This window comes from Embleya sp. NPDC055664, assembly GCF_053618075.1.
The window spans coordinates 56,458-78,757 of the sequence record NZ_JBSHGZ010000008.1 but is presented as its reverse complement, the minus strand read 5'-3'; the positions used below and the strand labels follow the sequence as shown (position 1 = coordinate 78,757).

20 protein-coding genes, 1 tRNA gene and 1 pseudogene are annotated in these 22,300 nt (G+C 71.0%); 8 read left to right on the top strand and 14 right to left on the bottom strand.

Going from position 1 to position 22,300, the window contains the following annotated elements:
• Positions 1-89: 89 nt before the first annotated feature.
• Positions 90-434, top strand: a complete 345-nt coding sequence (locus ACWGR4_RS16475; RefSeq protein WP_452133341.1) for a hypothetical protein — start codon at positions 90-92, stop codon at positions 432-434.
• A gap of 173 nt (positions 435-607) precedes the next feature.
• Entirely contained in the window at positions 608-1,228 is a 621-nt protein-coding gene (locus ACWGR4_RS16470; RefSeq protein ID WP_452133342.1) for a hypothetical protein, read from the top strand.
• A 65-nt stretch (positions 1,229-1,293) separates the two neighbouring features.
• Here ACWGR4_RS16470 and ACWGR4_RS16465 read toward each other — a convergent pair.
• Positions 1,294-1,376, bottom strand: a tRNA-Tyr gene (locus ACWGR4_RS16465).
• 176 nt (positions 1,377-1,552) lie between these two features.
• Here ACWGR4_RS16465 and ACWGR4_RS16460 point away from each other — a divergent pair.
• Positions 1,553-2,041: a YajQ family cyclic di-GMP-binding protein gene (locus tag ACWGR4_RS16460; protein ID WP_078975776.1), complete on the top strand. Its 489-nt coding sequence runs from the start codon at positions 1,553-1,555 to the stop codon at positions 2,039-2,041.
• A gap of 182 nt (positions 2,042-2,223) precedes the next feature.
• Here the strand turns inward: ACWGR4_RS16460 and ACWGR4_RS16455 are convergent, their stop codons facing one another.
• From ACWGR4_RS16455 to ACWGR4_RS16395, 13 genes are all read right to left on the bottom strand, one after another.
• Positions 2,224-3,186, bottom strand: a complete 963-nt coding sequence (locus tag ACWGR4_RS16455; RefSeq protein ID WP_380005513.1) for a glycosyltransferase family 2 protein — start codon at positions 3,184-3,186, stop codon at positions 2,224-2,226.
• Positions 3,187-3,342: 156 nt separating this feature from the next.
• Positions 3,343-3,747, bottom strand: a complete 405-nt coding sequence (locus ACWGR4_RS16450; RefSeq protein ID WP_380005515.1) for a YccF domain-containing protein — start codon at positions 3,745-3,747, stop codon at positions 3,343-3,345.
• A gap of 103 nt (positions 3,748-3,850) precedes the next feature.
• On the bottom strand, positions 3,851-4,711 hold the full coding sequence (gene htpX, locus ACWGR4_RS16445; RefSeq protein WP_380005517.1) for a zinc metalloprotease HtpX: 861 nt from the start codon (positions 4,709-4,711) through the stop codon (positions 3,851-3,853).
• 172 nt (positions 4,712-4,883) lie between these two features.
• Positions 4,884-6,434 carry an NADH-quinone oxidoreductase subunit N gene (locus tag ACWGR4_RS16440; protein ID WP_452133343.1) on the bottom strand — a complete coding sequence of 517 codons (1,551 nt, stop codon included), beginning with the start codon at positions 6,432-6,434 and terminating at the stop codon, positions 4,884-4,886.
• Between the two features lies 1 nt (position 6,435).
• Positions 6,436-7,941 (bottom strand): complex I subunit 4 family protein, encoded by a 1,506-nt coding sequence (locus ACWGR4_RS16435; RefSeq protein ID WP_380005521.1) that lies wholly within the window; start codon positions 7,939-7,941, stop codon positions 6,436-6,438.
• Positions 7,942-7,993: 52 nt separating this feature from the next.
• Positions 7,994-9,898: an NADH-quinone oxidoreductase subunit 5 family protein gene (locus ACWGR4_RS16430; RefSeq protein WP_452133344.1), complete on the bottom strand. Its 1,905-nt coding sequence runs from the start codon at positions 9,896-9,898 to the stop codon at positions 7,994-7,996.
• Complete coding sequence (gene nuoK / locus ACWGR4_RS16425; RefSeq protein WP_078975783.1) at positions 9,889-10,212, bottom strand: NADH-quinone oxidoreductase subunit NuoK; 324 nt, start codon at positions 10,210-10,212, stop codon at positions 9,889-9,891. The genes ACWGR4_RS16430 and nuoK overlap by 10 nt, the downstream gene beginning before the upstream one ends.
• A gap of 4 nt (positions 10,213-10,216) precedes the next feature.
• A complete protein-coding gene (locus tag ACWGR4_RS16420) occupies positions 10,217-10,777 on the bottom strand; it encodes an NADH-quinone oxidoreductase subunit J family protein (protein ID WP_380005523.1) in 561 nt (186 codons plus the stop codon).
• Positions 10,774-11,328, bottom strand: coding sequence for a NuoI/complex I 23 kDa subunit family protein (locus tag ACWGR4_RS16415; RefSeq protein WP_380005525.1), 555 nt, complete (start codon positions 11,326-11,328; stop codon positions 10,774-10,776). The genes ACWGR4_RS16420 and ACWGR4_RS16415 overlap by 4 nt, the downstream gene beginning before the upstream one ends.
• On the bottom strand, positions 11,328-12,284 hold the full coding sequence (locus tag ACWGR4_RS16410) for a complex I subunit 1/NuoH family protein (protein WP_380005527.1): 957 nt from the start codon (positions 12,282-12,284) through the stop codon (positions 11,328-11,330). The genes ACWGR4_RS16415 and ACWGR4_RS16410 overlap by 1 nt, the downstream gene beginning before the upstream one ends.
• Positions 12,281-13,159, bottom strand: coding sequence for an NADH-quinone oxidoreductase subunit C (locus ACWGR4_RS16405; RefSeq protein WP_452134207.1), 879 nt, complete (start codon positions 13,157-13,159; stop codon positions 12,281-12,283). The genes ACWGR4_RS16410 and ACWGR4_RS16405 overlap by 4 nt, the downstream gene beginning before the upstream one ends.
• Positions 13,156-13,758, bottom strand: coding sequence for an NADH-quinone oxidoreductase subunit B (locus ACWGR4_RS16400; protein WP_380005531.1), 603 nt, complete (start codon positions 13,756-13,758; stop codon positions 13,156-13,158). Before ACWGR4_RS16400 ends, ACWGR4_RS16405 begins: the two co-directional genes overlap by 4 nt.
• Positions 13,749-14,120: an NADH-quinone oxidoreductase subunit A gene (locus tag ACWGR4_RS16395; protein ID WP_078975789.1), complete on the bottom strand. Its 372-nt coding sequence runs from the start codon at positions 14,118-14,120 to the stop codon at positions 13,749-13,751. The genes ACWGR4_RS16400 and ACWGR4_RS16395 overlap by 10 nt, the downstream gene beginning before the upstream one ends.
• 269 nt (positions 14,121-14,389) lie before the next feature.
• Here ACWGR4_RS16395 and ACWGR4_RS16390 point away from each other — a divergent pair, with 269 nt between their 5' ends.
• The 5 genes and pseudogenes from ACWGR4_RS16390 to ACWGR4_RS16370 all read left to right on the top strand — a co-directional run.
• Positions 14,390-15,724 carry a sensor histidine kinase gene (locus ACWGR4_RS16390; RefSeq protein ID WP_452129951.1) on the top strand — a complete coding sequence of 445 codons (1,335 nt, stop codon included), beginning with the start codon at positions 14,390-14,392 and terminating at the stop codon, positions 15,722-15,724.
• A gap of 149 nt (positions 15,725-15,873) precedes the next feature.
• Entirely contained in the window at positions 15,874-16,518 is a 645-nt protein-coding gene (locus ACWGR4_RS16385; RefSeq protein ID WP_380005535.1) for a response regulator, read from the top strand.
• 342 nt (positions 16,519-16,860) lie between these two features.
• A complete protein-coding gene (locus ACWGR4_RS16380; protein ID WP_380005537.1) occupies positions 16,861-18,723 on the top strand; it encodes a 2-oxoacid:acceptor oxidoreductase subunit alpha in 1,863 nt (620 codons plus the stop codon).
• A 67-nt stretch (positions 18,724-18,790) separates the two neighbouring features.
• Positions 18,791-19,786, top strand: coding sequence for a 2-oxoacid:ferredoxin oxidoreductase subunit beta (locus tag ACWGR4_RS16375; RefSeq protein ID WP_380005598.1), 996 nt, complete (start codon positions 18,791-18,793; stop codon positions 19,784-19,786).
• A gap of 125 nt (positions 19,787-19,911) precedes the next feature.
• Positions 19,912-21,924 (top strand): annotated as a pseudogene (locus ACWGR4_RS16370) (APC family permease); the annotation flags it as partial.
• Positions 21,925-22,300 lie beyond the last annotated feature (376 nt).

Genomic DNA, 22,300 nt, shown 5'->3' with positions numbered 1-22,300 from the left:
GTCAGGCGGGTGCATGGATCGCAACCTTTCGGGCCCCACGACAGATATAGGAGGTGTCAAGTCCGATCCCACACACCCAGAGGAGCACGATGTCGCACATCCGCCCGCGTCGGCTCGCCCAGGCTGCCCTGCTCACCGCCGTCGGCGTCATCCCGCTGTTCTCCGCCGGCGCCGCCCAGGCGGTCACCCCGACCCCACCCGGCCTGGCCGGCATCACCCGGCCGGACCCGGAGCACTACGGCATGCCCACCGTCCCCAACGTCCTCGAAGAACCCGCCTCCGACACGGTCGTGGCCCCGCTCAAGGACACCCTGGCCCCCGGCGTCGTCGGCGCCGCGCCCGCCACCGACCGCGGCCTCAACGCCCCGGTGGCCGCCGCCGACGCGGTGGAGGGGGTAACCACCCCCCTGCGCGAACTCCCCACCCAATTCTGACCCCGCCCGAGCACCCCGCCCGAGCACCCCGAAGGAACAGCCCCCGAGCCCGCCCCCGCCATCCCGGAGTTGGCCCGAATGGCCCGCCCGCGTTGCCGGTGATCACGGTTGGACTTCGCATGGAGAGGCACCGGACGGCACGCCGTCGCGCCAGCTTTCGAAAGGCATGAACCATGCAGGAGCCCATGTACGTCCGAACCACCTACGCGACCGGCGACCCGACCCGAATCGACGCCGCCCTCGACGGGATCGGCCGCGAAGCCCCCGGTCTGCTCCGCGGCCAGTCCGGCTACCGCCGCTTCGGGCTGTTCGCCGACCGCGAGCTCGGCAAGATCCTCATGGGCTCGTGGTGGGACAGCGAGAACGCCATGACGCAGAGCGACGGCAACCTCCGGGACCGCCGCACGGAGCTGCTGAAGCCGTTCGCCTCCACGGTGACCACCGAGGCGTGGACGGCGGTGTCGTACACCCCGGCACCAAAACTCGCACCGGGCGCAACCCTGCGCATGGGACGCCTGGAGTTCGCCCCATCCAACGGGTCGCTGTTCGTGGACACATTCGTGAACGTCGGCCGCCCGAAGCTGGAAGCCATCGACGGCCTCGTCGGCGCGACACTCTTCCTGAATGCCCCCGCGGGCCGAGCCCTGGTCGGCACCCTCTTCCGCGACAAGGCCGCCCTGACCGCCTCCCGCCGACCCCAGGCAGCCACGAGAGGCGAAACCCTCACCAAGGCACAAGCCACCCTGCTGAGCATCGAGGAATACACCCTGATCACCCTCGACCGCCCGACCTGACCCCCGCCAGGAACGAAGAAGACCCCTGTCTGCGTTTCCGCAGATCAGGGGCCCTCATCAAGGTGTGGCGGGTGTTGGGTTCGAACCAACGTAGGCGTACACCGGCAGATTTACAGTCTGCTCCCTTTGGCCACTCGGGCAACCCGCCTTGTGCGTCTTTCGGCGCGACGGGGACAACAATAGCGGACCACCCCGGGTGCTTCGCCACTCGGTATCGGTTCGGGTGGGGGCGGGTGCGGTCGGGGTCGGGGTTGTGGGGGACGCTCTAGGCTGGAGGGGTTGCCTTCCCTCCCTGTCAGATCCCACAGAAAGCGATTCCGAGCCTTGGCTGACTCCTCTTTCGACATCGTGTCCAAGGTCGACCGTCAGGAGGTCGACAACGCGCTGAACCAGACCTCGAAGGAGATCGCGCAGCGGTTCGACTTCAAGAACGTCGGCGCGCACATCGGCTGGACCGGCGAGCAGATCGAGATGCGCGCCAACTCCGAGGAGCGCGTGAACGCGATCCTCGACGTGTTCCAGGGCAAGCTGATCAAGCGCAGCATCTCGCTCAAGTCGCTCGACGCCGGTGAGCCGAAGGCGTCCGGCAAGGAGTACAAGATCTTCGCGTCGATCCAGGAGGGCATCTCCCAGGAGAACGCGAAGAAGGTCTCCAAGATCATCCGCGACGAGGGCCCCAAGGGCGTCAAGGCGCAGATCCAGGGCGACGAGCTGCGTGTGTCGTCGAAGAACCGGGACGACCTCCAGGAGGTCATCGCGCTGCTCAAGGGCAAGGACCTGGAGTTCGCGCTCCAGTTCGTGAACTACCGCTAGTCGCGGTCGTCGCCGCGCGGCGGCGCGGTGGCGATGTGGTGGCGACGACGTGGGCTCGATGGCCCGGCGTGGTCCGGGACGAAGGGCACGACGAGGGTCCGGGGAGGGGTCGCCTGCCGGCGGCCCCGCCCGCGGTTCCGGCCGTGCCCTTCGTGCGTGTCGGCGGCGGTGTGCCCGCGCCGCTAGGGCGCCGCCGCCTTGGGCCCGGTCGTGGTTCGGGTGGTCAGGACCTCGGTCAGGTGGGTGGGGACCCGGTCTTCTTCGAGGCGGCCCGTGAAGCCCGCATGGAGGACTCGGAGGGCCTCCTCGTATGCGAAGGGTGCCAGGTCCGCGCCCGTGGCCAGGTGTTCCTGGGCGATCGCGAACATCGTCAGCGCGTGGCGGCGGAACCTCGCGACGCGGCCCGTCGGCGGCACCGGCCAGCGGGCGATCACCGTGCGGTAGGTGTCCTCGTACTGGCTCAGCCACGCGACCCGGGCCGCCATACCGCCCGCCAGGCTCGCGTCGGCCGGTTCCCGGTGGTACACCACCCCCGGCTCGGACAACCGGGTGAACGACCAACCCCGGTCGTGCACCAGGCGCAGCCACAACGACCAGTCGACCAGGATCGGCAACTCCGGGTCGAAGCGGAACCACGACGCGGGCGCGGTGTGCGCCGGGTTGCGGGCGACCACGGACGTGGTCGGGACGAAGTTGGCCACCGAGAGCATGTCCGGGTCGTACGGGAAGTCGTAGCGGTACGGGCTGCCCGCCGGGATCTCACCCGGCACCGCCCGCGCCCCGCTCAGCACGCAGTCGGCGTACACGGCGTCCGTCCCGGAGTGCTCCAGCGCGGCCAGGGCCCGGTCGAGGTGGCCCGGCAGGTACAGGTCGTCGTCGTCCAGGAAGGCGACGAAGCGGCCGGTGGCGATCTCCAGGCCCGCGTTGCGCGCCGCGGCCGGCCCCCGCGAGCGCGGGAACGACAACAGCCGCACGGTCATCCCGCGCACCCCGAGCGGCAGCACCCCCGCCACGTCCGCGCCGCCGTCGTTGATCACCACCACCTCGATGCCGCGGATGCCCTGGAGGGCCACGCTGCGCAGGGCGTCGGCCAGTTGGACCGTGCGGTCCCGGGTGGGAACGATGACACTGACCGTCGCCGCCACGGCAACCTCCGCGCTTCCCGAGATGGGATCTACAGGGCTTACCGGTGGATATCGCCACACCGGTGTCTCGACCCATATCGACACACCGGATGCGCGACTACAGCAATCGGGTGCCCGTCTCCCTCGTACGAGACCTCCCGATTGGCCTGTCCGGGCTCAGACGCCGACGTGCATCGGGTCGCTCGTCGAGACGATCTCGCGGCCCAGCGGGGTGAGCGAGACCGGGATCAGCTTGAAGTTGGCCAGACCCAACGGGATGCCGATGATCGTGATGCACAGGAGCACCCCGGTGACCAGGTGCCCGAGCGCCAGCCACCAGCCGAACAGCACGATCCACAGGATGTTGCCGAGCATCGACCCTGCCCCGGCGTCTCGACGCCACTCCACCCGCCGCCCGAACGGCCACAGCGCGTACGCCGCGATCCGCCAGGCCGCGATGCCGAGCGGGATGGTCACCACAAGGAAGAAGAGCAGGAAGCAGACGAGGCCGGCGACCGCGTAGCCGATCGCGAGCCAGAAGCCGGCGAAGACGAGCCAGATGACGTTCAGGACAGTTTTCACGGGGTTGTTTCTACCCCGCCCCGGCCCGCCATGCCGTCCCCCACAAGGCTGACGGAGGACGACACGCGCGGCCCGACCCCTCGACCCCGCCTCTCTCCGCCCCTCACCGCCCCGCCATCTGCTCCAGCCGCGCGATCCGGTCCGCCATCGGCGGGTGGGTCGAGAACAGCTTGCTCATCCCGCCCGCGCCCCGCCGGAACGGGTTGGCGATCATCAGCGAGCTGGTGGTCTGCAACTTCGGCTCCGGCGGCAGCGGCAGCGCCTGGGTGCCCGCGTCCAGCTTGCGCAGCGCGCTCGCCAGCGCCAGCGGGTCGCCGGTGAGCCGGGCCCCGGAGGCGTCCGCCTGGTATTCACGCGATCGACTGACGGCCAACTGGATGACACTGGCCGCCAGCGGCCCCAGGATCATGATGGCCAGCATGCCGAACAGGCCGGGACCCTCGTCGTCGTTGCTGCGGCCGAACGGGATCAGCCAGGCGAAATTGACCAGGAACATGATCACGCTGGCCAGCGCACCGGCCACGGACGAGATCAGGATGTCCCGGTTGTACACGTGTGACAGCTCGTGCCCGATCACCCCGCGCAGCTCCCGCGCGTCCAGGATGCGCAGGATGCCGGTCGTACAACACACCGCCGCGTTGCGCGGGTTGCGGCCGGTGGCGAACGCGTTCGGCGCCTCGGTGGGCGAGATGTACAGGCGCGGCATCGGCTGGCGCGCGTCGTTGGAGAGTTCGCGCACGATCCGGTACAGCTCGGGGTTCTCCGCCTCGCTGACCGGACGCGCCCGCATCGAGCGCAGCGCGATCTTGTCGCTGTTGAAGTAGGCGTAGCCGTTCGTCGCGAGCGCCACGAACAGGGCGATGATCAACCCGGTGCGGCCGAAGAAGCTGCCGACGACCAGGATGAGCGCCGACATCCCACCGAGCAGTACGGCGGTCTTCAGTCCGTTGTGCTGGCCGTGCACGGCAGAGTCCTCTCGAAGCGTCAGCGTCCAGGGGTGACAATGCGGGCCCGTGCGGGGTATCCGCCGGCTTGTCGCCCTCTGCCCGTTGTCTCTTCTTTCGCAACGGGACAACGCCACGCAGAGTTCCCTTCCGAGGCCGGCGTAACCCCCCGCCTCGGGACGGAACCGCAGGTCAGCCGAGCAGCCCCGGCACGGTGAGCACCCGCAGGACCAGCTGCGGCGCGACCGAGAGCAGCACCCCGAGCGCCCCCGTGAGCACGAGCGCGGCGACCAGCGGAAGCGGCATCGGGGCCGTCCCGGTACGCACCCCGGCCGCCCCCTCCGAACCCGCGACCGGCGGCGTCCCCGGCGCCTCGACCGCGAACAGTTGCGCCGTCCACGCCAGGTAGTAGTACAGGCCGATCACCACGTTGACCGCCATCACCACGGCCAGCCATCCGGTGCCGGCCCCGATGACCGCCTGGAACACCGTCACCTTCGCGAACAGCCCGGCCAGACCCGGCGGGATACCGGCCAGGCACAGCAGGAAGAACGCCATCGCGAGCGCCGCGACCGGATGCGCGCGGAACAGGCCGCGATGGTCGGCGACCAGCCCGCCCCGCTCGCGCGCGACCAGCGTCACCACGGCAAACGCGCCCAGGTTCATCACCGCGTACACCGCCAGGTACGCCACCGCCGCGGGCAGCGTGTCGGCCAGGTCCTCGCCGTGCCCGGCGGCCGTGCCGAACGGCACCAGCACATAGCCCGACTGGGCGATCGAGGACCACGCGAGCAGCCGTACCGCGTCGGTCTGGCGCAGCGCGGCCACGTTGCCCGCGGTCATCGTCACCGCGGCGAGCACCGCGAGCGCCGGCCCCCACAGGTGCGCGTACGGGCGGAACGCGATGCCGGCCACGAGCAGCAGCCCGGCGAAGCCCGCGGTCTTCGAGACCACCGACAGGTACGCGGCGACCGGGATCGGCGCACCGCGATAGGTGTCCGGCGCCCAGGCGTGGAACGGCACCGCCGCGACCTTGAAGGCGAACCCGATCATGGTCAGCACCGCGCCGGTCGCGGCCACGTGGGTGAGCTTCGGATCGAGCCGGTCCAGCTCGCCCGCGATGCGGGCCAGATGCACGCTGCCGGTGCTCCCGTACACCAGGCTCACCCCGAACAGCAGCACCGCGGTGGCGCCGGCCGAGAGCAGGAAGAACTTCAGCGCCGCCTCGCCGCCCCGACCGTCCCGGCGCAGCCCGACCAGCGCGAACGCGGGCAGCGACAACGTCTCCAGCGCGACCACCAGGGTGAGCAGATCGCGGGCACCGGCCAGCGCCACCGCGCCGGTCACCGAGGACAGCAGCAGAAAGTGGTACTCACCGCCCGGCACCTCCGAAGAGTCGCCCGCCCCGTCGGCGCCGTCCGCCCGCATCATCGGCATCGACAACAGCACCACCACGACCGCCGAGCCGAGCAGGACCAGCTGTAGCACCAGCGTCAGATCGGTGACCACGTACGAACAGCCCGACGGCGAGCAGAACGTCCCGCGCGCGTCGTCCCCGTCCGCCCGCAGCGGCACCAACAGCACCAGGCCCGCGCCGAGCCCGGCCAGCGTCAGCCACGGCAACACCGCCTTGCGCGCACCCTCCAGGAACAGGTCCGCGAGCAGCACCACGAGCGCGGCGACCGCGACCGCAAGCACCGGCGAGATCGCGAGCCAGTCGATCGACTGGACGTCGAACGGCATGTCAGCTGCCTCCCATGAGGGCACGCACGGCCGGGTCGGTGATCGCGAGCAGGGTGGCCGGCCATAGCCCGGCGACCAGCGTCAGTGCGACGAGCGGGGTCCACACCACGAGTTCCGGACCGGTCACGTCCACCCCGGCGGCCGGCTCGCCGCCCGCCGGTCCCATGCAAAGCCGCCGGACCAGGCCGAGCAGATAGGCCGCGGTCAGCACGGTGCCCAGGCCGGCGATCGCCAGGAAGGTCCGGTAGCCGCCGACGGACAACCCGGCGCCCGGCTCGTACGCGCCGTACATCGCCAACAGCTCGCCCCAGAAGCCGGCCAGCCCCGGCAGCCCGAGCCCGGCCACCGCGCCGAACGCGACCAGCGCGCCCAGCCGGGGCGTACGCCCGTACATCCCGCCGCCCAGCCGGCCGAGCAGCGCCGTGCCGTGCCGGTCCTTGACCGCGCCCGCCAGGAAGAACAGCAGGCCGGTGACCAGCCCGTGGCCGATGTTGACGAACAGCGCGCCGTTGACGCCCTGCGGGGTGAGCGTGGCGATGCCAAGCAGCGCGAAGCCCATGTGGCCCACCGACGAGTAGGCGATGATGCGCTTCAGGTCCCCGTCCGGGTCGCGCAGCAGCGCCAGGCACACCAGCGACCCGTACACGATGCCGACCACGCCGAACGCGGCCAGATACGGCGCGAACGTCTCGGCACCCTCCGGCACCACCGGCACCGCGATCCGGATCAGGCCGTACGTGCCCATCTTGAGCAGGACGCCCGCCAAAAGCACCGAGCCCGCCGTCGGCGCGGCGGTGTGCGCGTCGGGCAGCCAGGTGTGCAGCGGCCACATCGGCACCTTGACCGCCAGGCCCAGGCCGATCGCCAGGAACGCGAGTACCTGTACGCCGTGCGACATGCCCTCGCCGTGCCGGTCGGCGAGTTCGACCATGTCGAAGGTGCCGGTCTTCGCCTGGATGAGCAGGAAGCCGAGCAACATCACGGCCGAGCCGAGCAGCGTGTACAGGATGAACTTGTACGACGCGGGGCCGCGCTCGCCCGGACTTCCCCACCGGTTGATCAGGAAGTACATCGGCACCAGTACGACCTCGAAGAACAGGAAGAACAGGATCAGGTCGAGGGCCGCGAAGGTACCGAGGGTGCCGGTCTCGAGGACCAGGAACAGCGCGACGAAGGCCCGCGAGGAGCCGCCCGGCGGAATGTTCCACAGGCTGTGGACGGCGACCAGCAGGGTCAGCAGCGCGGTGAGCACGAGCAGCGGCAGCGAGATGCCGTCGATGCCGAGGTGGAACCGCAACCCGAGCGAGGGCGCCCAGGACACGTCCGTCTCGAACCGCATCCCCCGCCCGCGCCGGAACGCGCAGGCCAGTGCGACGGCGCCGGCCAGGGTGGCCGCGGTGGCGCCGACGCCGATCAGCCGGGCCGCCCGATCACCGACCCCGGGCAGCAGGAGCAGGGCGGCACCGAGCAGCGGCGCGGCCACGACGAGGATCAGCACGACGCTCACCGCGGGGTCTCCTGGGCGTGAAGGGGCGTCGGGGGAAACGACCGGGGGCGGATCACGAGCCCACCGCCACCGCGAGGGCGAGCACGACCACGCCGGCGAACAGGCCGGTCAGATACAGCCGGGTGTTGCCGTTCTGGCCGCGACGGATCCCGCCGCCGAGCAGCCACGCGCTCTGCGCCGCGCCCTTGACGTAGGTGTCGATCACGGCCCCGTCGGTGAACCGGGCGGCCTTGGCGCCCGCTCGGACGGGGGTGAGCACCAGCGCCGCGTACAGCCCGTCCACATCGAACCCGCGCAACGCCGGGCCGCGCACCGGACCGAGCACCCGGGCCGGGTCGGCGGCCGGATCGCGCCGCCACGCCGCGGCGACCGTACCCACGCCCAGGACCAGCGCGACCAGCGCCAATCCCGTGGTCAGCGGATGCGGCGTCAGCTCGTCGTAGCCGAGTTCACCGCCCAGTGAGGGCAGCCCCGGGAAGGCCAGGAAGCCGAACAGCACGGTGGGCACGGCGAGGACCACCAGCGGCCACACCATCGCGCTCGGGGCCTCGCCGTGCCGGCCCCGCCCGGGTTCGCCGTAGTCCGCCGCGTCCGCGTGCGCCGGCACCTCCGCACCGGGCGCCGCCTCGCGCGTCGGCCCGAGGAACACCCGCAGCCAGACCCGGGTCGCGTAGGCCGCCGTCAACGCGGCCGTCAACAGCCCCGCCACCAGCACCAGCCAACCGGCGACGGCGGGCACCGAGTCGTGCCCGGCGGCGGTGTGCTCGGCCGCGCCGAGCACCGCCTCCTTGCTGAAGAAGCCGGAGAACGGCGGCACGCCGGCGAGTGCGGCCAGACCCGCCGTCATGGTCCAGAACGCGATCGGCGCGCGCCGGCGCAGGCCACCCATGCCGGCCAGCGCGCCGGTCCCGGCCACGTGGATCAGCACGCCCGCGCCGAGGAAGAGCAGCGCCTTGAACGCGCCGTGCGCGAGCAGGTGGAACACCGCCGCGTCCCGCCCGCCGACCGCCAGGCCGCCGGTCATGTAGGCGAGTTGGCCGACAGTGGACCACGCGAGCACCCGCTTCAGGTCCTCCTGGGCGAGCGCGGCGAGCGCCGAGCCGATCATCGTCACCGCGGCCATGACGGCGAGCACGATCAGCGTCGGGTGCGCGGCCAGGAACGCCGGGTAGAGCCGGGCCACCAGGTAGGCACCCGCGGCGACCATCGTGGCGGCGTGGATCAGCGCGGACACCGGAGTGGGGCCGGCCATCGCGTCGGGCAGCCAGGTCTGCAGCGGCACCTGGGCCGACTTGCCCGCGACGCCGCCCAGCATCAGCAGGGTGCCCGCGGTGACCCAGCCGGCGCCCCCCTCGGGCACCGCCGCGAGCACGTCGCGAATCCGGAACGAGTCGGCGCCGGCGGCCAGGACCAGGATGCCGATCAGGAACGGCACGTCGCCCAGCTTGGTGACCACGAACGCCTTGATCGAGGCCGAGCGGGCCGCCTCCGTCTCCCAGTGGTGGCCGATCAGGAAGTAGGAGCAGACGCCCATCACCTCCCAGCCGACGAGCAGCACGATCAGGTCGCCGGTGTAGACCACGAGCAACATCGCCGCAGTGAACAGCGAGACCAGCGCGGCGTAGGAGGAGTAGCGCGGGTCCGCGCGCAGGTAGGCCGCCGAGTAGACCTGCACGAGCAGCGCGACCACCGTGACGAGCACCGCGGACAGCGCGGCGAGGCCGTCCACGCGCAGCCCGAGGGTGATGTCGAGGGCGCCGGTGGGGGTCAACCGCACCGCCGAGTCGCGCACGTCGTCGCCGATGCCGGCGGCTACCACGATCGTGAGCACGGTCGCGGCCAGGCCGGCGGGTACGGCGATCAGGACCGGGCGCACCCGGCGCCCGAGCAGCAGCCCGAACAGGGCCGCGAGCGCGGGCAGTGCGGTGGCCGTCGCGGCGGCGACCGTCATACCGATCCCTCCTTGTGCTCGGCCAGCTCGCGCAGGTCGGGGATGTCGGCGGTGGCCCGGTTGCGGAACACCATCAGCACGATCGCCAGGCCCAGGCCGATCTCGGCGGCGGCGATGGTGATCACGAACAGGGTCAGCGCCTGTCCGGCGTGCAGCGTGTCGCGCAGGTACATGTCGAACGCGACCAGGTTGACGTTGACCGCGTTGAGCATCAGCTCGATCGACATCAGCACGAGGATCGCGTTGCGGCGCGCGAGCACCCCGTACAGTCCGATGCCGAACAGCAGGACGGCCAGGACGAGCGGATAGACCAGATGCATCGGGTCAGTCCTTCCGATCCGAGCGCGCGCGGGCCCGGGAGCGGGAGAGCACGACGGCGCCGATCAACGCGGCCAGGAGCAGCACGGACAACACCTCGAACGGCAGCACCCACACCTTGAACAGGCTCTCCCCGGTGACCTTCGTGGTGCCCACGGTGTCGTCGCCCAGGTGGAGGTAGGCGCTCCGGAACGCGTCCACGATCACGGTGACCAGGGTCGCGGCGGCGCCGAGCGCGACTGCGGCGGCCGGGATCCGGGCGGTGCGGTCGACCGGTTCCGAGTAGCCGATCGGCGCCTTGGTGAGCATCAGCCCGAACAGCAGCAGCACCACGACCGCGCCGACGTAGATCAGCACCTGGACCCAGGCGATGAACTCGGCGGTGAGCAGCAGGTACTCGGCGGCCAGACCGCCGAGGGTGACCACCAGCCACAGCGCGGCGTGCACGACCTGACGGGTGGTCACCACGAGCAGCGCGGAGCCGAGCACCACCAGGCCGATCAGCACGAATGCGATCTCCGCGCCGGTGGGCGAGAGGAATCCGTGCTCGGTGGCGGCGAGATTCACGGTGTCTCCTCCGCGTCCGACGCGGCGGCCCGGGCCGCCGCCGCGGCCTTCTCCGCCTTCTCCACGGCCTTGCGGGCCTGGGTCAGCTCCTTGGGGTCCTCGGCGCGCTCGTCGAGGGCGGGCGGCGGCGGGACCGTCCACATCCACTCGCGCAGCCGGTCCTTCTCGTGCGTGAGTTCGTGGATGTCGCCCGTCGCGTACTCGAACTCGGGCGACCAGAACAGCGCGTCGAACGGGCACACCTCGACGCAGATCCCGCAGTACATGCACAGTGCGAAGTCGATCGCGAAGCGGTCGAGCACGTTGCGGGTGCGGTCGCGCGCGCCGGGTTCGCGGGCGGGCACGACCTCCTTGTGCGAGTCGATGTAGATGCACCAGTCGGGGCATTCGCGCGCGCACAACATGCAGACCGTGCAGTTCTCCTCGAACAGCGCGATCACCCCGCGCGAGCGGGGCGGCAGTTCGGGGAGCACCTCCGGATAGGACTGGGTGGTGCTGCGTCGGGTGAGCGTCTTGAGGGTCACCGCGAGGCCCTTGGCCAGGCCCTTCATCAGGTCGCCACCTTTACCACGCCGGTCAGGACGAGTTGGCCGAGCGCGAGCGGGACGAGCGTCGTCCAGGCCAACTTCTGCAGCTGGTCCTCGCGCAGTCGCGGGTAGCTGACCCGCAGCCAGATCACCACGAACGCAAGCACGCCGATCTTGAGCAGGGTCCACAACCAGCCGACCGAGTCCGACCACGGCCCGTGCCAGCCGCCGAGGAAGAGCACGGTGGTCAGCGCGCAGACGACCAGGATCCCGGCGTACTCGGAGAGCAGGAAGAACGCGAAGCGCAGGCCGGTGTACTCGGTGTAGGCGCCGAAGATGATCTCCGAGTCGGCGACCGGCATGTCGAACGGCGGGCGCTGGATCTCGGCGAGACCGGCGGTGAAGAACACCACGCCGCCGATCGCCTGCCAGGGCAACCACCACCACTCGAAGCCCTCGACGATCCCGGGCAGCGACACGGTGCCGGCGGCCATCGCGACCGAGGCGGCGGCGAGCAGCATGGGCAGCTCGTACGCCATCAGCTGGGCCGCCGCGCGGATGCCGCCGAGCAGCGAGTACTTGTTGGCCGACGCCCAGCCGCCCATCAGCGAGCCGAGCACGCCGACGCCCATCACCGCGAGCACGAACACGATGCCGGCGTCGATGGTGCGGCCGACGAATCCGTTCGGGCCGATCGGGATGGCGATCAGCACCACGAAGTAGGGGATCAGCGCGACGGCCGGCGCGAGTTTGAAGACCCGGCGGTCGGCGCCGGCCGGGACGATGTCCTCCTTCTGGGCGAACTTGACGCCGTCGGCGACCAGTTGTGCCCAGCCGTGGAAGGCGCCGGCGTAGATCGGGCCGACCCGGGCCTGCATGTGCGCCATCACCTTGTGCTCGGTCTGACCGATCACCAGGGGCAGCACGAGGAAGGCCCCGAGCACGAGAACGAGCCGGAGGCACACGTCGAGGAGACTCACGGGGTGTCCCCTTCGGCGGGCTCGGCGGGCTCGGCCGGCTCCGCGGCGGGCGGCGTCGGGGGCGGCTGCGCCGCCGGCGGCGTCTGGCTCGCCGACCCCTGGGACGCGCTGCGGGTGCGCCGCGCCGGGGGCGTGCCCTCCGCCGCCTGGCTCGCCGATCCCGCCGAGGCACTGCGGGTCCGGCGCGGCGGCGCGCCCGTGCCCTCCGTCGTCCCCGTCCCGGCCTGGCTCGCCGACCCCGCCGACGCGCCGCGGGCGCGGCGTGGGCGCTCCTCGGCGGCGGCCGCGGCCTCGGCCGCCGCCTCCTCCTTGTGCGGACCCCACGTTGCCGGGTCCGGCACACCCGGCGGCAGCGTGCGCCGCCGGCCCGGCGAGCGCCCCGGCCCGCCGCCGTGGTCGGACTCGCCCGGCTCCTTGGCCCCCGGCCAGGGCTTGGCCACCCGCGCGGCCAGGACGAACTCCTTGCGCAGCGGATGCCCCTCGAAACCGTCCGGCAACAACAGCGGATCCAGGCCGGGGTGCCCGGTGAAATCGATCCCGAACATCTCGTGCGTCTCCCGCTCGTGCCAGCGGGCCCCCGCGTACACCCCGGTCGCGCTCGCCAGCACCGCGCCCTCGCGCGGCACGCGGGTACGCAGCAGCAGCCGGGGCCCGCGCGGGATCGCGCACACGTGGGCGACCACGCCGAACCCGTCCGCGAGTTCGTCCACCCCGGTGAGCCAGTCGAAGAACGCACAACCGAGCCGATCGCGCGCCGCGGTCAGCGCGTCGACCCAGTGCTCGGGCGCGACGTCGAGCGTGACGAGCCCGTAGGCGTCCGACACGGCGAGCACCAACTCCTCGCCCACCCCGGCGCGGATCTCCTCCGGGGTCATCCGGCACCCCCGGCCGGCGGCGTGGGCGGCGCGACCGGCGGCCGACTCAACGCGGCGGCGGGCAGCGTACGCCCGTACCGCGCGGCCGGGTTCTCCACCGCGATCCGCTCCTGGAGCTTGAGGATGCCCTGGAGCAGCGCCTCCGGCCGCGGCGGGCAGCCCGGCACGTACACGTCGACCGGCACGATCTGGTCCACGCCCTTGGTGACGCAGTACGAATCCCAGTACGGCCCACCACAGTTGGCGCACGACCCGAACGAGATGACGTACTTGGGCTCGGGCATCTGCTCGTACAGACGCTTGATCGCGGGCGCCATCTTGTCGCTGACCGTGCCCGACACGACCATCAGGTCGGCCTGGCGCGGTCCGGGCGCGAACGGGATCACGCCGAGGCGGATGAAGTCGTGCCTGGCCATCGACGACGCGATGAACTCGATCGCGCAGCAGGCCAGGCCGAAGTTGAACACCCAGAGGGAGTAGCGCCGCCCCCAGTTGAGCACCAACCGCACCGGGTCGGGCGCCAGCCGGGAGAGCACCCCGAGCCGGGGTGTCGGCAGATCGACCGGCGGTCGATCCGCGGGAGCGGGTGTCACGTCCATGCGAGCACGCCCTTCCGCCACGCGTACAGCAGTCCGGTGGCCAGGAAGCCGACGAACACGAACATCTCCACCAGGGTCGTGGCGCCGAAGCCGGGCGCGTCGAAGACCGTCGCCCAGGGGAACAGGTAGATCGCGTCGACCGCGAAGATGACGTAGAGATAGGCGTAGAGGTAGTAGCGGATGTGCACCTGCGCCCAGCCCACCCCCACGGGATCGACACCGCACTCGTACGTGGTCAGCTTCTCGTGCGTGGGTACGCTCGGTCGCAGCAGTCGCCCGCCGACGAACGCCACCGCGACGAAGGCGGACGCGACCAGCAGCACCAGACCCACGAGCGCGTACGTTCCGTAGTAGCCCTCCACCCGGCGCCTGCCTCCCGATCGACATTGCCTCGACGTTGCGTGGACGTTGCGTATCTTTGTGGCACGGGAGTCTAGGGGGGTTGCGCCGGACCTGTCCCCGGTGTCCGGTCCGGTCGACCCCGCCGGACCGGTGACATCCGCCCCGGCCCCAGGTGGTAGGGACAACCCCACCCCCAAGACACCGACCCGCGCCATGGGACCCGTCCGGGCCTCCAGGCAGAGTTGACCCAACGGATCGGCTTCTCTCCCAGCGAGGCAACTCCATGTCCATGCCCTCACCCGTGACTGCCTACGACGGGTCCACAGGTGATGCCCCGGCTCGAACCCGGCCGGGCATCCTGCGCGCGCCGTTCACCGTGCGCACGTGGACCGACACCATCCATCTGGTGCTGAATCTGCCCGTCGGCATCGTCGGCTTCACCTACGCGGTGGTGTTCATCGCGCTCGGCATCGGGCTGACCCCGCTGTTCCTGCTCGGGTTGCCGCTGATCGTGCTGACCCTGCTCGGCGCTCGCGCGCTCGGGCGGATGGAGCGGGCTCGGGCGAGCGCGCTGCTCGACGAGCACGTCCGCGCTCCGGCACCGCTGCGGCACCCGCCCGGCTGGACGGGCTGGATCAGGGGGGGATTGACCGACCGTACGGGGTGGCGGGCCTGTCTCTACCTGTTCCTGCAACTGCCCTGGGGTGTCTTCACCTTCGTGGTCACCACGGTGTTGTGGGCGACCTCGCTGAGCGCGATCGCCTATCCGCTCATCCAGCCGCTGTACCGCCGGGCCGACATGCCGGGCGCGATGATCTCCGGCGACGGGCCGAACGAGCCGGGCGTGGACCACTACCTCGCCGGGCCGGGCCCGGTCTCGCTGACCGTGGTGGCCGGGGTGGTGCTGTTCTTCGCCACCCCGTGGCTGGTGCGCGGGATGGCCAACGTGGACCGGGTGATGGTGCGCGGGCTGCTCGGCCCGGCCTTCCTGTCCGAGCAGGTGCGCGACCTGACCGTCTCGCGCGGCGCGGCGGTCGACACGGCCGCCTCGGACCTGCGGCGGATCGAGCGCGACCTGCACGACGGCGCCCAGGCACGGCTCGTGGCGCTGGCGATGGACCTGGGCATGGCGAAGGAGAACCTGAACGCGAGTCAGGACACCGAGACCGCGCGGATGGTGTCCTCCGCGCACGACGAGGTCAAGCTCGCCCTCCAGGAGCTGCGCGACCTCGCCCGGGGCATCCACCCGGCGGTACTCACCGACCGGGGTCTGGACGCGGCGCTGTCCTCGATCGCGGCCCGCTGCACCGTTCCGGTCCGGGTCGAGGTGGATCTGCCGGAGCGCCCGCCCGCGCCGATCGAGTCGGTCGCCTACTTCTGCGCGTCGGAGTTGCTGACCAACGTCTCCAAGCACGCCCGCGCCACGCACGCATGGGTGACGGTGGGCCACGAGGACGGCCGGATGTACCTGATCGTCGCCGACGACGGCGCGGGTGGTGCCGCCACCGGCAAGGGTTCCGGTCTGGCCGGCCTCACCGAGCGGGTGCGCGGTGTGGACGGCACGCTGCATGTGGACAGCCCCGAGGGCGGGCCGACCCGGGTCACCGTGTGGTTGCCGCTGTGAGGTTTTGTCGAGGGTGACCCCCACCCTCCCGATCGGGACGGCCGGCCGCGGTTTCGGCCGGAGTACGCCGCATCCGTTCGAATCCGGAAGACTGTAGGCCGCACCCGCCGTCCGGGTGCGGCCTACCGGATTTGGGGGATGTGAACGCAGTGCGCGTCGTCATCGCTGAGGATTCCGTACTACTTCGGGACGGTTTGTCCCGATTGTTGACCGCTCGTGGCCACGAGATCGTGGGGGCGGTCGGCGACGCCGAACAACTGGTCGCGGTCGCGACCGAGCTGCGTCCCGATGTCTGCGTGGTGGATGTGCGCATGCCGCCGACGCACACCGACGAGGGCATCCGCGCGGCGGTGAAGATGCGCGCGACGCTGCCCGAGGTCGGGGTGCTTGTCCTGTCACAGTACGTCGAGGAGCAGTACGCGACGGAACTGCTCGCGGGCAACACCAGTGGCGTCGGCTATCTGCTCAAGGACCGGGTCGCCGACGTCGGCGAGTTCGTCGCCGCGGTCGAGCGGGTGGCCGGCGGCGGTACCGCCCTCGACCCCGAGGTGGTCTCGCAACTGCTCGGCCGCTCGCGCAAACGGGATGTGGTGGAAAAGCTCACACCGCGCGAGCGCGAAGTACTCGGTTTGATGGCCGAAGGGCGTACCAACGCGGCCGTGGCGCAGGCTTTGGTGGTGTCGGACGGAGCGGTGGAGAAGCACGTCAGCAACATCTTCGGCAAGCTCGGCCTGGCGCCCAGTGACACCGATCACAGACGCGTGCTCGCAGTACTCGCCTATCTCGGATCCTGACATCGTAGGGATCGAATTACTGGACCCATGCAATCATCCGGTCGATCGCAGGCGCCGTCCCAGCCGGGGACGGGCCTTTGTTTTGCTCGGAAACCGCAGCGTTTTGCTCGGAAACCGCAGCGCTTCACCTGGATCCAGCTGTGGTTTGCTCGGATTCAGCCGGATTTGTACCGCTTGCGGGCCATGTCCGGAGCGTGACGCCGCTCACGTCGCGCGCCAGGGCGGATCCCCGCCCGTTCACGGGGGGCACCACGGTGTCCCTCCGTGCCGCCGTACGATGAAAACTGCGACATCCGCGCGGTGCGCGGACCAACCGCCGCAGCGCCGAGGAGGTCCTTCCCCGTGACCAAGCAGGTCAAGCAGCTCGACCGGGTCGTGATCCGGTTCGCCGGCGATTCCGGTGACGGAATGCAGCTGACGGGCGACCGTTTCACGTCCGAGACGGCGACGTTCGGAAACGATCTGTCGACCCTTCCCAACTTCCCCGCCGAGATCCGGGCGCCCGCAGGCACCCTGCCGGGCGTGTCGAGCTTCCAACTCCACTTCGCCGACCACGACATCCTGACCCCGGGCGACGCGCCGACCGTCCTGGTCGCGATGAACCCGGCCGCGCTCAAGGCCAACATCCGCGACCTGCCGCGCGGGGCCGAGATCATCGTCAACACCGACGAGTTCTCCAAGCGCGCGATGGCCAAGGTCGGCTACCCGACCAGTCCGCTGGAGGACGGGTCGCTCGACGCCTACAACGTGCACGCGATCCCGCTGACCACGCTGACGGTCGGCGCGCTCGCCGAGTTCGAGATCTCCAAGAAGGACGCCGAGCGGGCGAAGAACATGTTCGCGCTCGGGCTGCTGTCCTGGCTGTACCACCGCCCGACCGAGGCGACCATCGACTTCCTGCGGCGCAAGTTCGCCAAGCTGCCGGTGATCGCCGAGGCGAACGTGGCGGCGTTCAAGGCGGGTTGGAACTTCGGCGAGACCACGGACGACTTCGCGGTCTCCTACGAGGTGGCACCGGCGAAGCTGCCCTCGGGCACGTATCGCAACATCACCGGCAACCTCGCGCTGTCCTACGGCCTGGTGGCCGCCGGACAACTGGCCGAGCTGCCGGTCTACCTGGGTTCGTACCCGATCACCCCGGCCTCGGACATCCTGCACGAGCTGGCCAAGCACAAGAACTTCGGCGTGCGCACCTTCCAGGCCGAGGACGAGATCGCGGGCATCGGCGCCGCGCTCGGCGCCTCGTTCGGCGGCGCGCTCGGGGTGACCACCACCTCCGGTCCCGGTGTCGCGCTCAAGTCCGAGACGATCGGGCTCGCCGTCTCACTGGAGCTGCCGCTGCTGATCGTCGACGTGCAGCGCGGCGGGCCCTCCACCGGGCTGCCCACCAAGACCGAGCAGTCCGACCTGCTCCAGGCCATGTTCGGCCGCAACGGCGAGGCGCCGGTGCCGATCGTGGCCCCGCAGACCCCGTCCGACTGCTTCGCCGCCGCCGTCGAGGCGGCCCGGATCGCGCTGAAGTACCGCACCCCGGTCTTCCTGCTCTCCGACGGCTACCTGGCCAACGGCTCCGAGCCGTGGCGCCTGCCCGAGACGTCGGAACTGCCGGACCTGCGGGTCGCGTTCGCCACCGAGCCGAACCAGGAGAACGCGGACGGAACCAAGGAGTTCTGGCCGTACAAGCGCGACCCCGAGACGCTGGCCCGCCCGTGGGCGGTGCCCGGCACCCCGGGTCTGGAACACCGCATCGGCGGCATCGAGAAGGCCGACGGCATCGGGTCGATCTCCTACGACCCGGCCAACCACGACCTGATGGTGCGCACCCGCCAGGCCAAGGTGGACGGCATCGCGAAGGACATCGACCCGCTGTGGGTCGACGACGCGACCGGCGACGCCGACGTCCTGGTGATCGGCTGGGGCTCCACCTACGGCCCGATCGCCGCGGCGGTGCGCCGGGTGCGGGCCGCGGGCGGCAAGGTCGCGCAGGCCCACCTGCGCCACCTCAACCCGTTCCCGGCCAACACGGCCGAGGTGCTGCGGTCGTACGACAAGGTGATCGTCCCGGAGATGAACCTGGGTCAGCTCGCCCTGCTCCTGCGCGGCAGGTTCCTCGTGGACGCCATGTCGTACAACCAGGTTCGCGGGCTGCCCTTCAAGTCCGAGGAACTGGCCCACGTGATCCGGGAAGTGATCGAGAGTGTCTGAGTCCGCGAACGGCGCCGGCGGTTTCCCCTCGCTGGCGCTGATCCCGAAGGCCGATGCCAAGCAGTCCATGAAGGACTTCAAGTCGGACCAGGAGGTGCGCTGGTGCCCGGGTTGCGGCGACTACGCCATCCTGGCCGCCGTGCAGGGCTTCCTGCCCGAACTCGGGCTCCGCAAGGAGAACGTGGTGTGGATCTCGGGCATCGGCTGCTCCAGCCGTTTCCCGTACTACCTCAACACCTACGGCATGCACTCGATCCACGGGCGCGCGCCGGCCATCGCGACGGGTCTGGCCACCTCGCGCGAGGACCTGTCGGTGTGGGTGGTCACCGGTGACGGCGACGCGCTGTCCATCGGCGGCAACCACCTGATCCACGCGCTGCGCCGCAACGTCAACCTGAAGATCCTGCTGTTCAACAACCGGATCTACGGTCTGACCAAGGGTCAGTACTCGCCCACCTCGGAGACCGGCAAGATCACCAAGTCCACCCCGATGGGCTCGCTCGACCACCCGTTCAACCCGCTGTCGGTGGCCATCGGCGCCGAGGCGTCGTTCGTGGCCCGGTCGATCGACTCCGACCGCAAGCACCTGACCTCGGTGCTGCGCGCGGCGGCGGCGCACGAGGGCACGGCCCTCGTGGAGATCTACCAGAACTGCAACATCTTCAACGACGGCGCGTTCGAGCAGCTCAAGGACCCCGCGCAGCGCGACGACGTGACCATCCGGCTCGAACACGGGCAGCCGATCCGGTTCGGCGCACAGGGCCAGTACGGCGTCATCCGCGGCGCGCACGGTGCGCTGGACGTGGCCGAGGTGGCCAAGGTCGGCGAGGACGCGGTGCTCGTGCACGACGCGCACGCGGACAACCCGGAGCTGGCCTTCGCGCTGACCCGGCTCGGCGATCTGACGAGCAACACGCACACCCCGATCGGGGTGTTCCGCGACATCGCGCGTCCGGTCTACGACCGGCTGATGTCGGCCCAGATGGCCGAGGCGGCGACGAAGCAGGGCCCGGGCGACCTGGCCTCGCTGATCCGCGGCAACGACACCTGGACGATCGCCTAGCGAACGACGCGAGACCCGCGCGGGCCCGGCACGAGCGTGTGCCGAGCCCGCGCGCTTTTGCGTCCGGCCCCCTGTTCGGCGGAGCACCCGCATGCACGGCCCGGGACCCGGGAAGCCATGCGGGTATGCAGTCGCCCCCGGGACCGGGCGGCCGGGCCGGGGTGCCGGCGGTCGGCGGCCCACCCGCTCCGCTCAGCGTGGACGTCCACATCCCCGAGACGATCGGGTATCGGCTCAAGAAGCGACTGCTCGGCCCGCCCCTGGTGAGTTCGCGGCTGCGCGGCGAGAAGTTGTCCAACCCGACCGCGCTGGGCGTGCTGGCCTCGGACTGCATCTCCTCGTCCGCGTACGGCACCGAGCAGATGTTGCGCGCCTTGGTGCCCTACGTCGGCGTCGCCGCCTTCACCCTGCTGCTGCCGGTCACCTACGCGATCCTCGCGGTGCTGCTCCTGCTCACCCTGTCCTACTGGGACGTGGTGAGCCTGTATACGAAGGCCGGCGGCTCCTACATCGTGGCCCGGGACAACTTCGGGCCGCGGGTCGCACAGGTCGCCTCGGTCGCGCTGCTGATCGACTACGTGGTCACCGTCGCGGTGCAGACCGCGGCCGGCACCGACGCGATCGCCTCGCTGCTGCACCTGATGTGGGACACCGACATCAGCCGGTGGAAGCCGGAGGTGTGCGTGGCGGTGGTCGGCGTGCTGTTCTACGGCAACCTGCGCGGAGTCCGGGAGGCCGGGCGGGCGTTCGCGCTGCCCGCGTACCTGTTCATCGGCGCGCTGGCGATCGTCTTCGCGGTGGCGCTGATCCGCTGGACGACGCACGGATCGCTGCCCCAGGCGGACGTACACGCCGCGGGTGCGGTCCCGCTGGGCACCTCGGGCAACGGACTGCTCTACGGCGCCTCGCTGTTCGTGGTGCTGCGGGCGTTCGCCAACGGCGGGTCCTCGCTGACCGGCCTGGAGGCGCTGTCCAACAGCGTCTCCACCTTCCGCGAACCGCAGGGGCGCAACGCGCGCAAGACGCTGGTGGCGATGTCGCTGGTGCTGGCCACGCTCGTGCTCGGCATCTCGCTGCTCGCGCACGCCACCCACGCGATCCCCTATGTGGACGGCGACCCCACGGTGATCGCGCAGGAGGCGCACCTGGTGCTCGGCGGCGGGGTGCTCGGTCGGGCCGGGCTGGTCTTCGTACAGCTCGCCACCGCGCTGATCCTGTACACCGGCGCGAACACGCCGTTCAACGGCTTCCCGTTCCTGGCCGACTTCGTCGCCGAGGACGCCTTCCTGCCGAAGATGTTGCGCAAGCGCGGACACCGGTTGGCCTTCTCCAACGGCATCATCCTGCTCGCGGTGCCGGCCGTGGCCCTGCTCCTGGCCACCCGGGCGAGCGTGGACTCGCTGGTCGCGCTGTACGCGATCGGCGTGTTCACCGGGTTCATGATGGCGGGCGCGGGGCTGACCAAACACCACTGGACGCATCGCACCGGCCACTGGTGGGTCGGATGTGTGGTGAACGCGCTCGCGGCCGTGGTGTCCGGCACGGTCGTACTGATCTTCGCGATCACCAAGTTCACCGAGGGCGCGTGGCTGGTGGTCGTGCTCTTCCCGCTCGGCGTGTGGGCGTTGATCGGGGTCAACCGGCGTTATCGCGAGGAGGCGGCGGCCCTGGAGGCGGCGCCGGCCACCGCGGACTTCGGGCTCCGCGACCGGTCGGTGGTGGTGGTACTGGTCGACTCGCTCGACGTCGCGGTGCTCCAGGCGCTGCGCTACGCCCGCTCGTTGCGCGCCGACGACCTGCACGCGGCGCACTTCGTGCTGGACAACCGGCATGCCCGCAAGCTGAGCACCCGCTGGGACGCCAGTCGCGCGGCCGACATCCCGCTGGAGCTGATCGAGTGCCCGGACCGGCGGCTGGCCCGCGCGGTCGTCGAACTGGCCGCGCGGGAGGTGGCGGACGGCGCTTCGGGAATCATGCTGCTGCTGCCCCGTCGCACGTATCCGCCGCTGATCGGTCGGCTGCTGCACGGGCGGACCACCGAGTCGATCGCGTCCGCGCTGACCCGGGTACCGCACGCGGTCGCCACCATCGTGCCGTACGACGTCGGCGCGGCGATGGCCCACCGACCGGAGCCGGATCGCGAAGCGGCCGCGAAGTGTGTTCCCCGGTTGCTGCCGATCCTGGACGCGGAGCCGGAGCCGGCCGGCGGACCGGTCGCGACGGTCTCGGTGGCCGCGCTGAAGTGGCGACAACACGCGGACGTGGTCGGTCGGATCCGGGCGGTGTCGCCCTCGCCGGAGACCGCGCGACCGGCCCTGGAGGTCCAGCTGTACGACGACACGGGCGGCATCCGGCTGCTCTTCCACGGCCGGCGCCGACTCGCGGGCGTGGAACCGGGCCGCCGACTGCGCGTGCGCGGGGTGGTCGGCGAGGCGGAGGGCCATCTGGCGATGTCCGATCCGACGTACGAACTGCTGCCCGAGGACGAGGAGGAGTAGCCGGGGGCACGGGCCG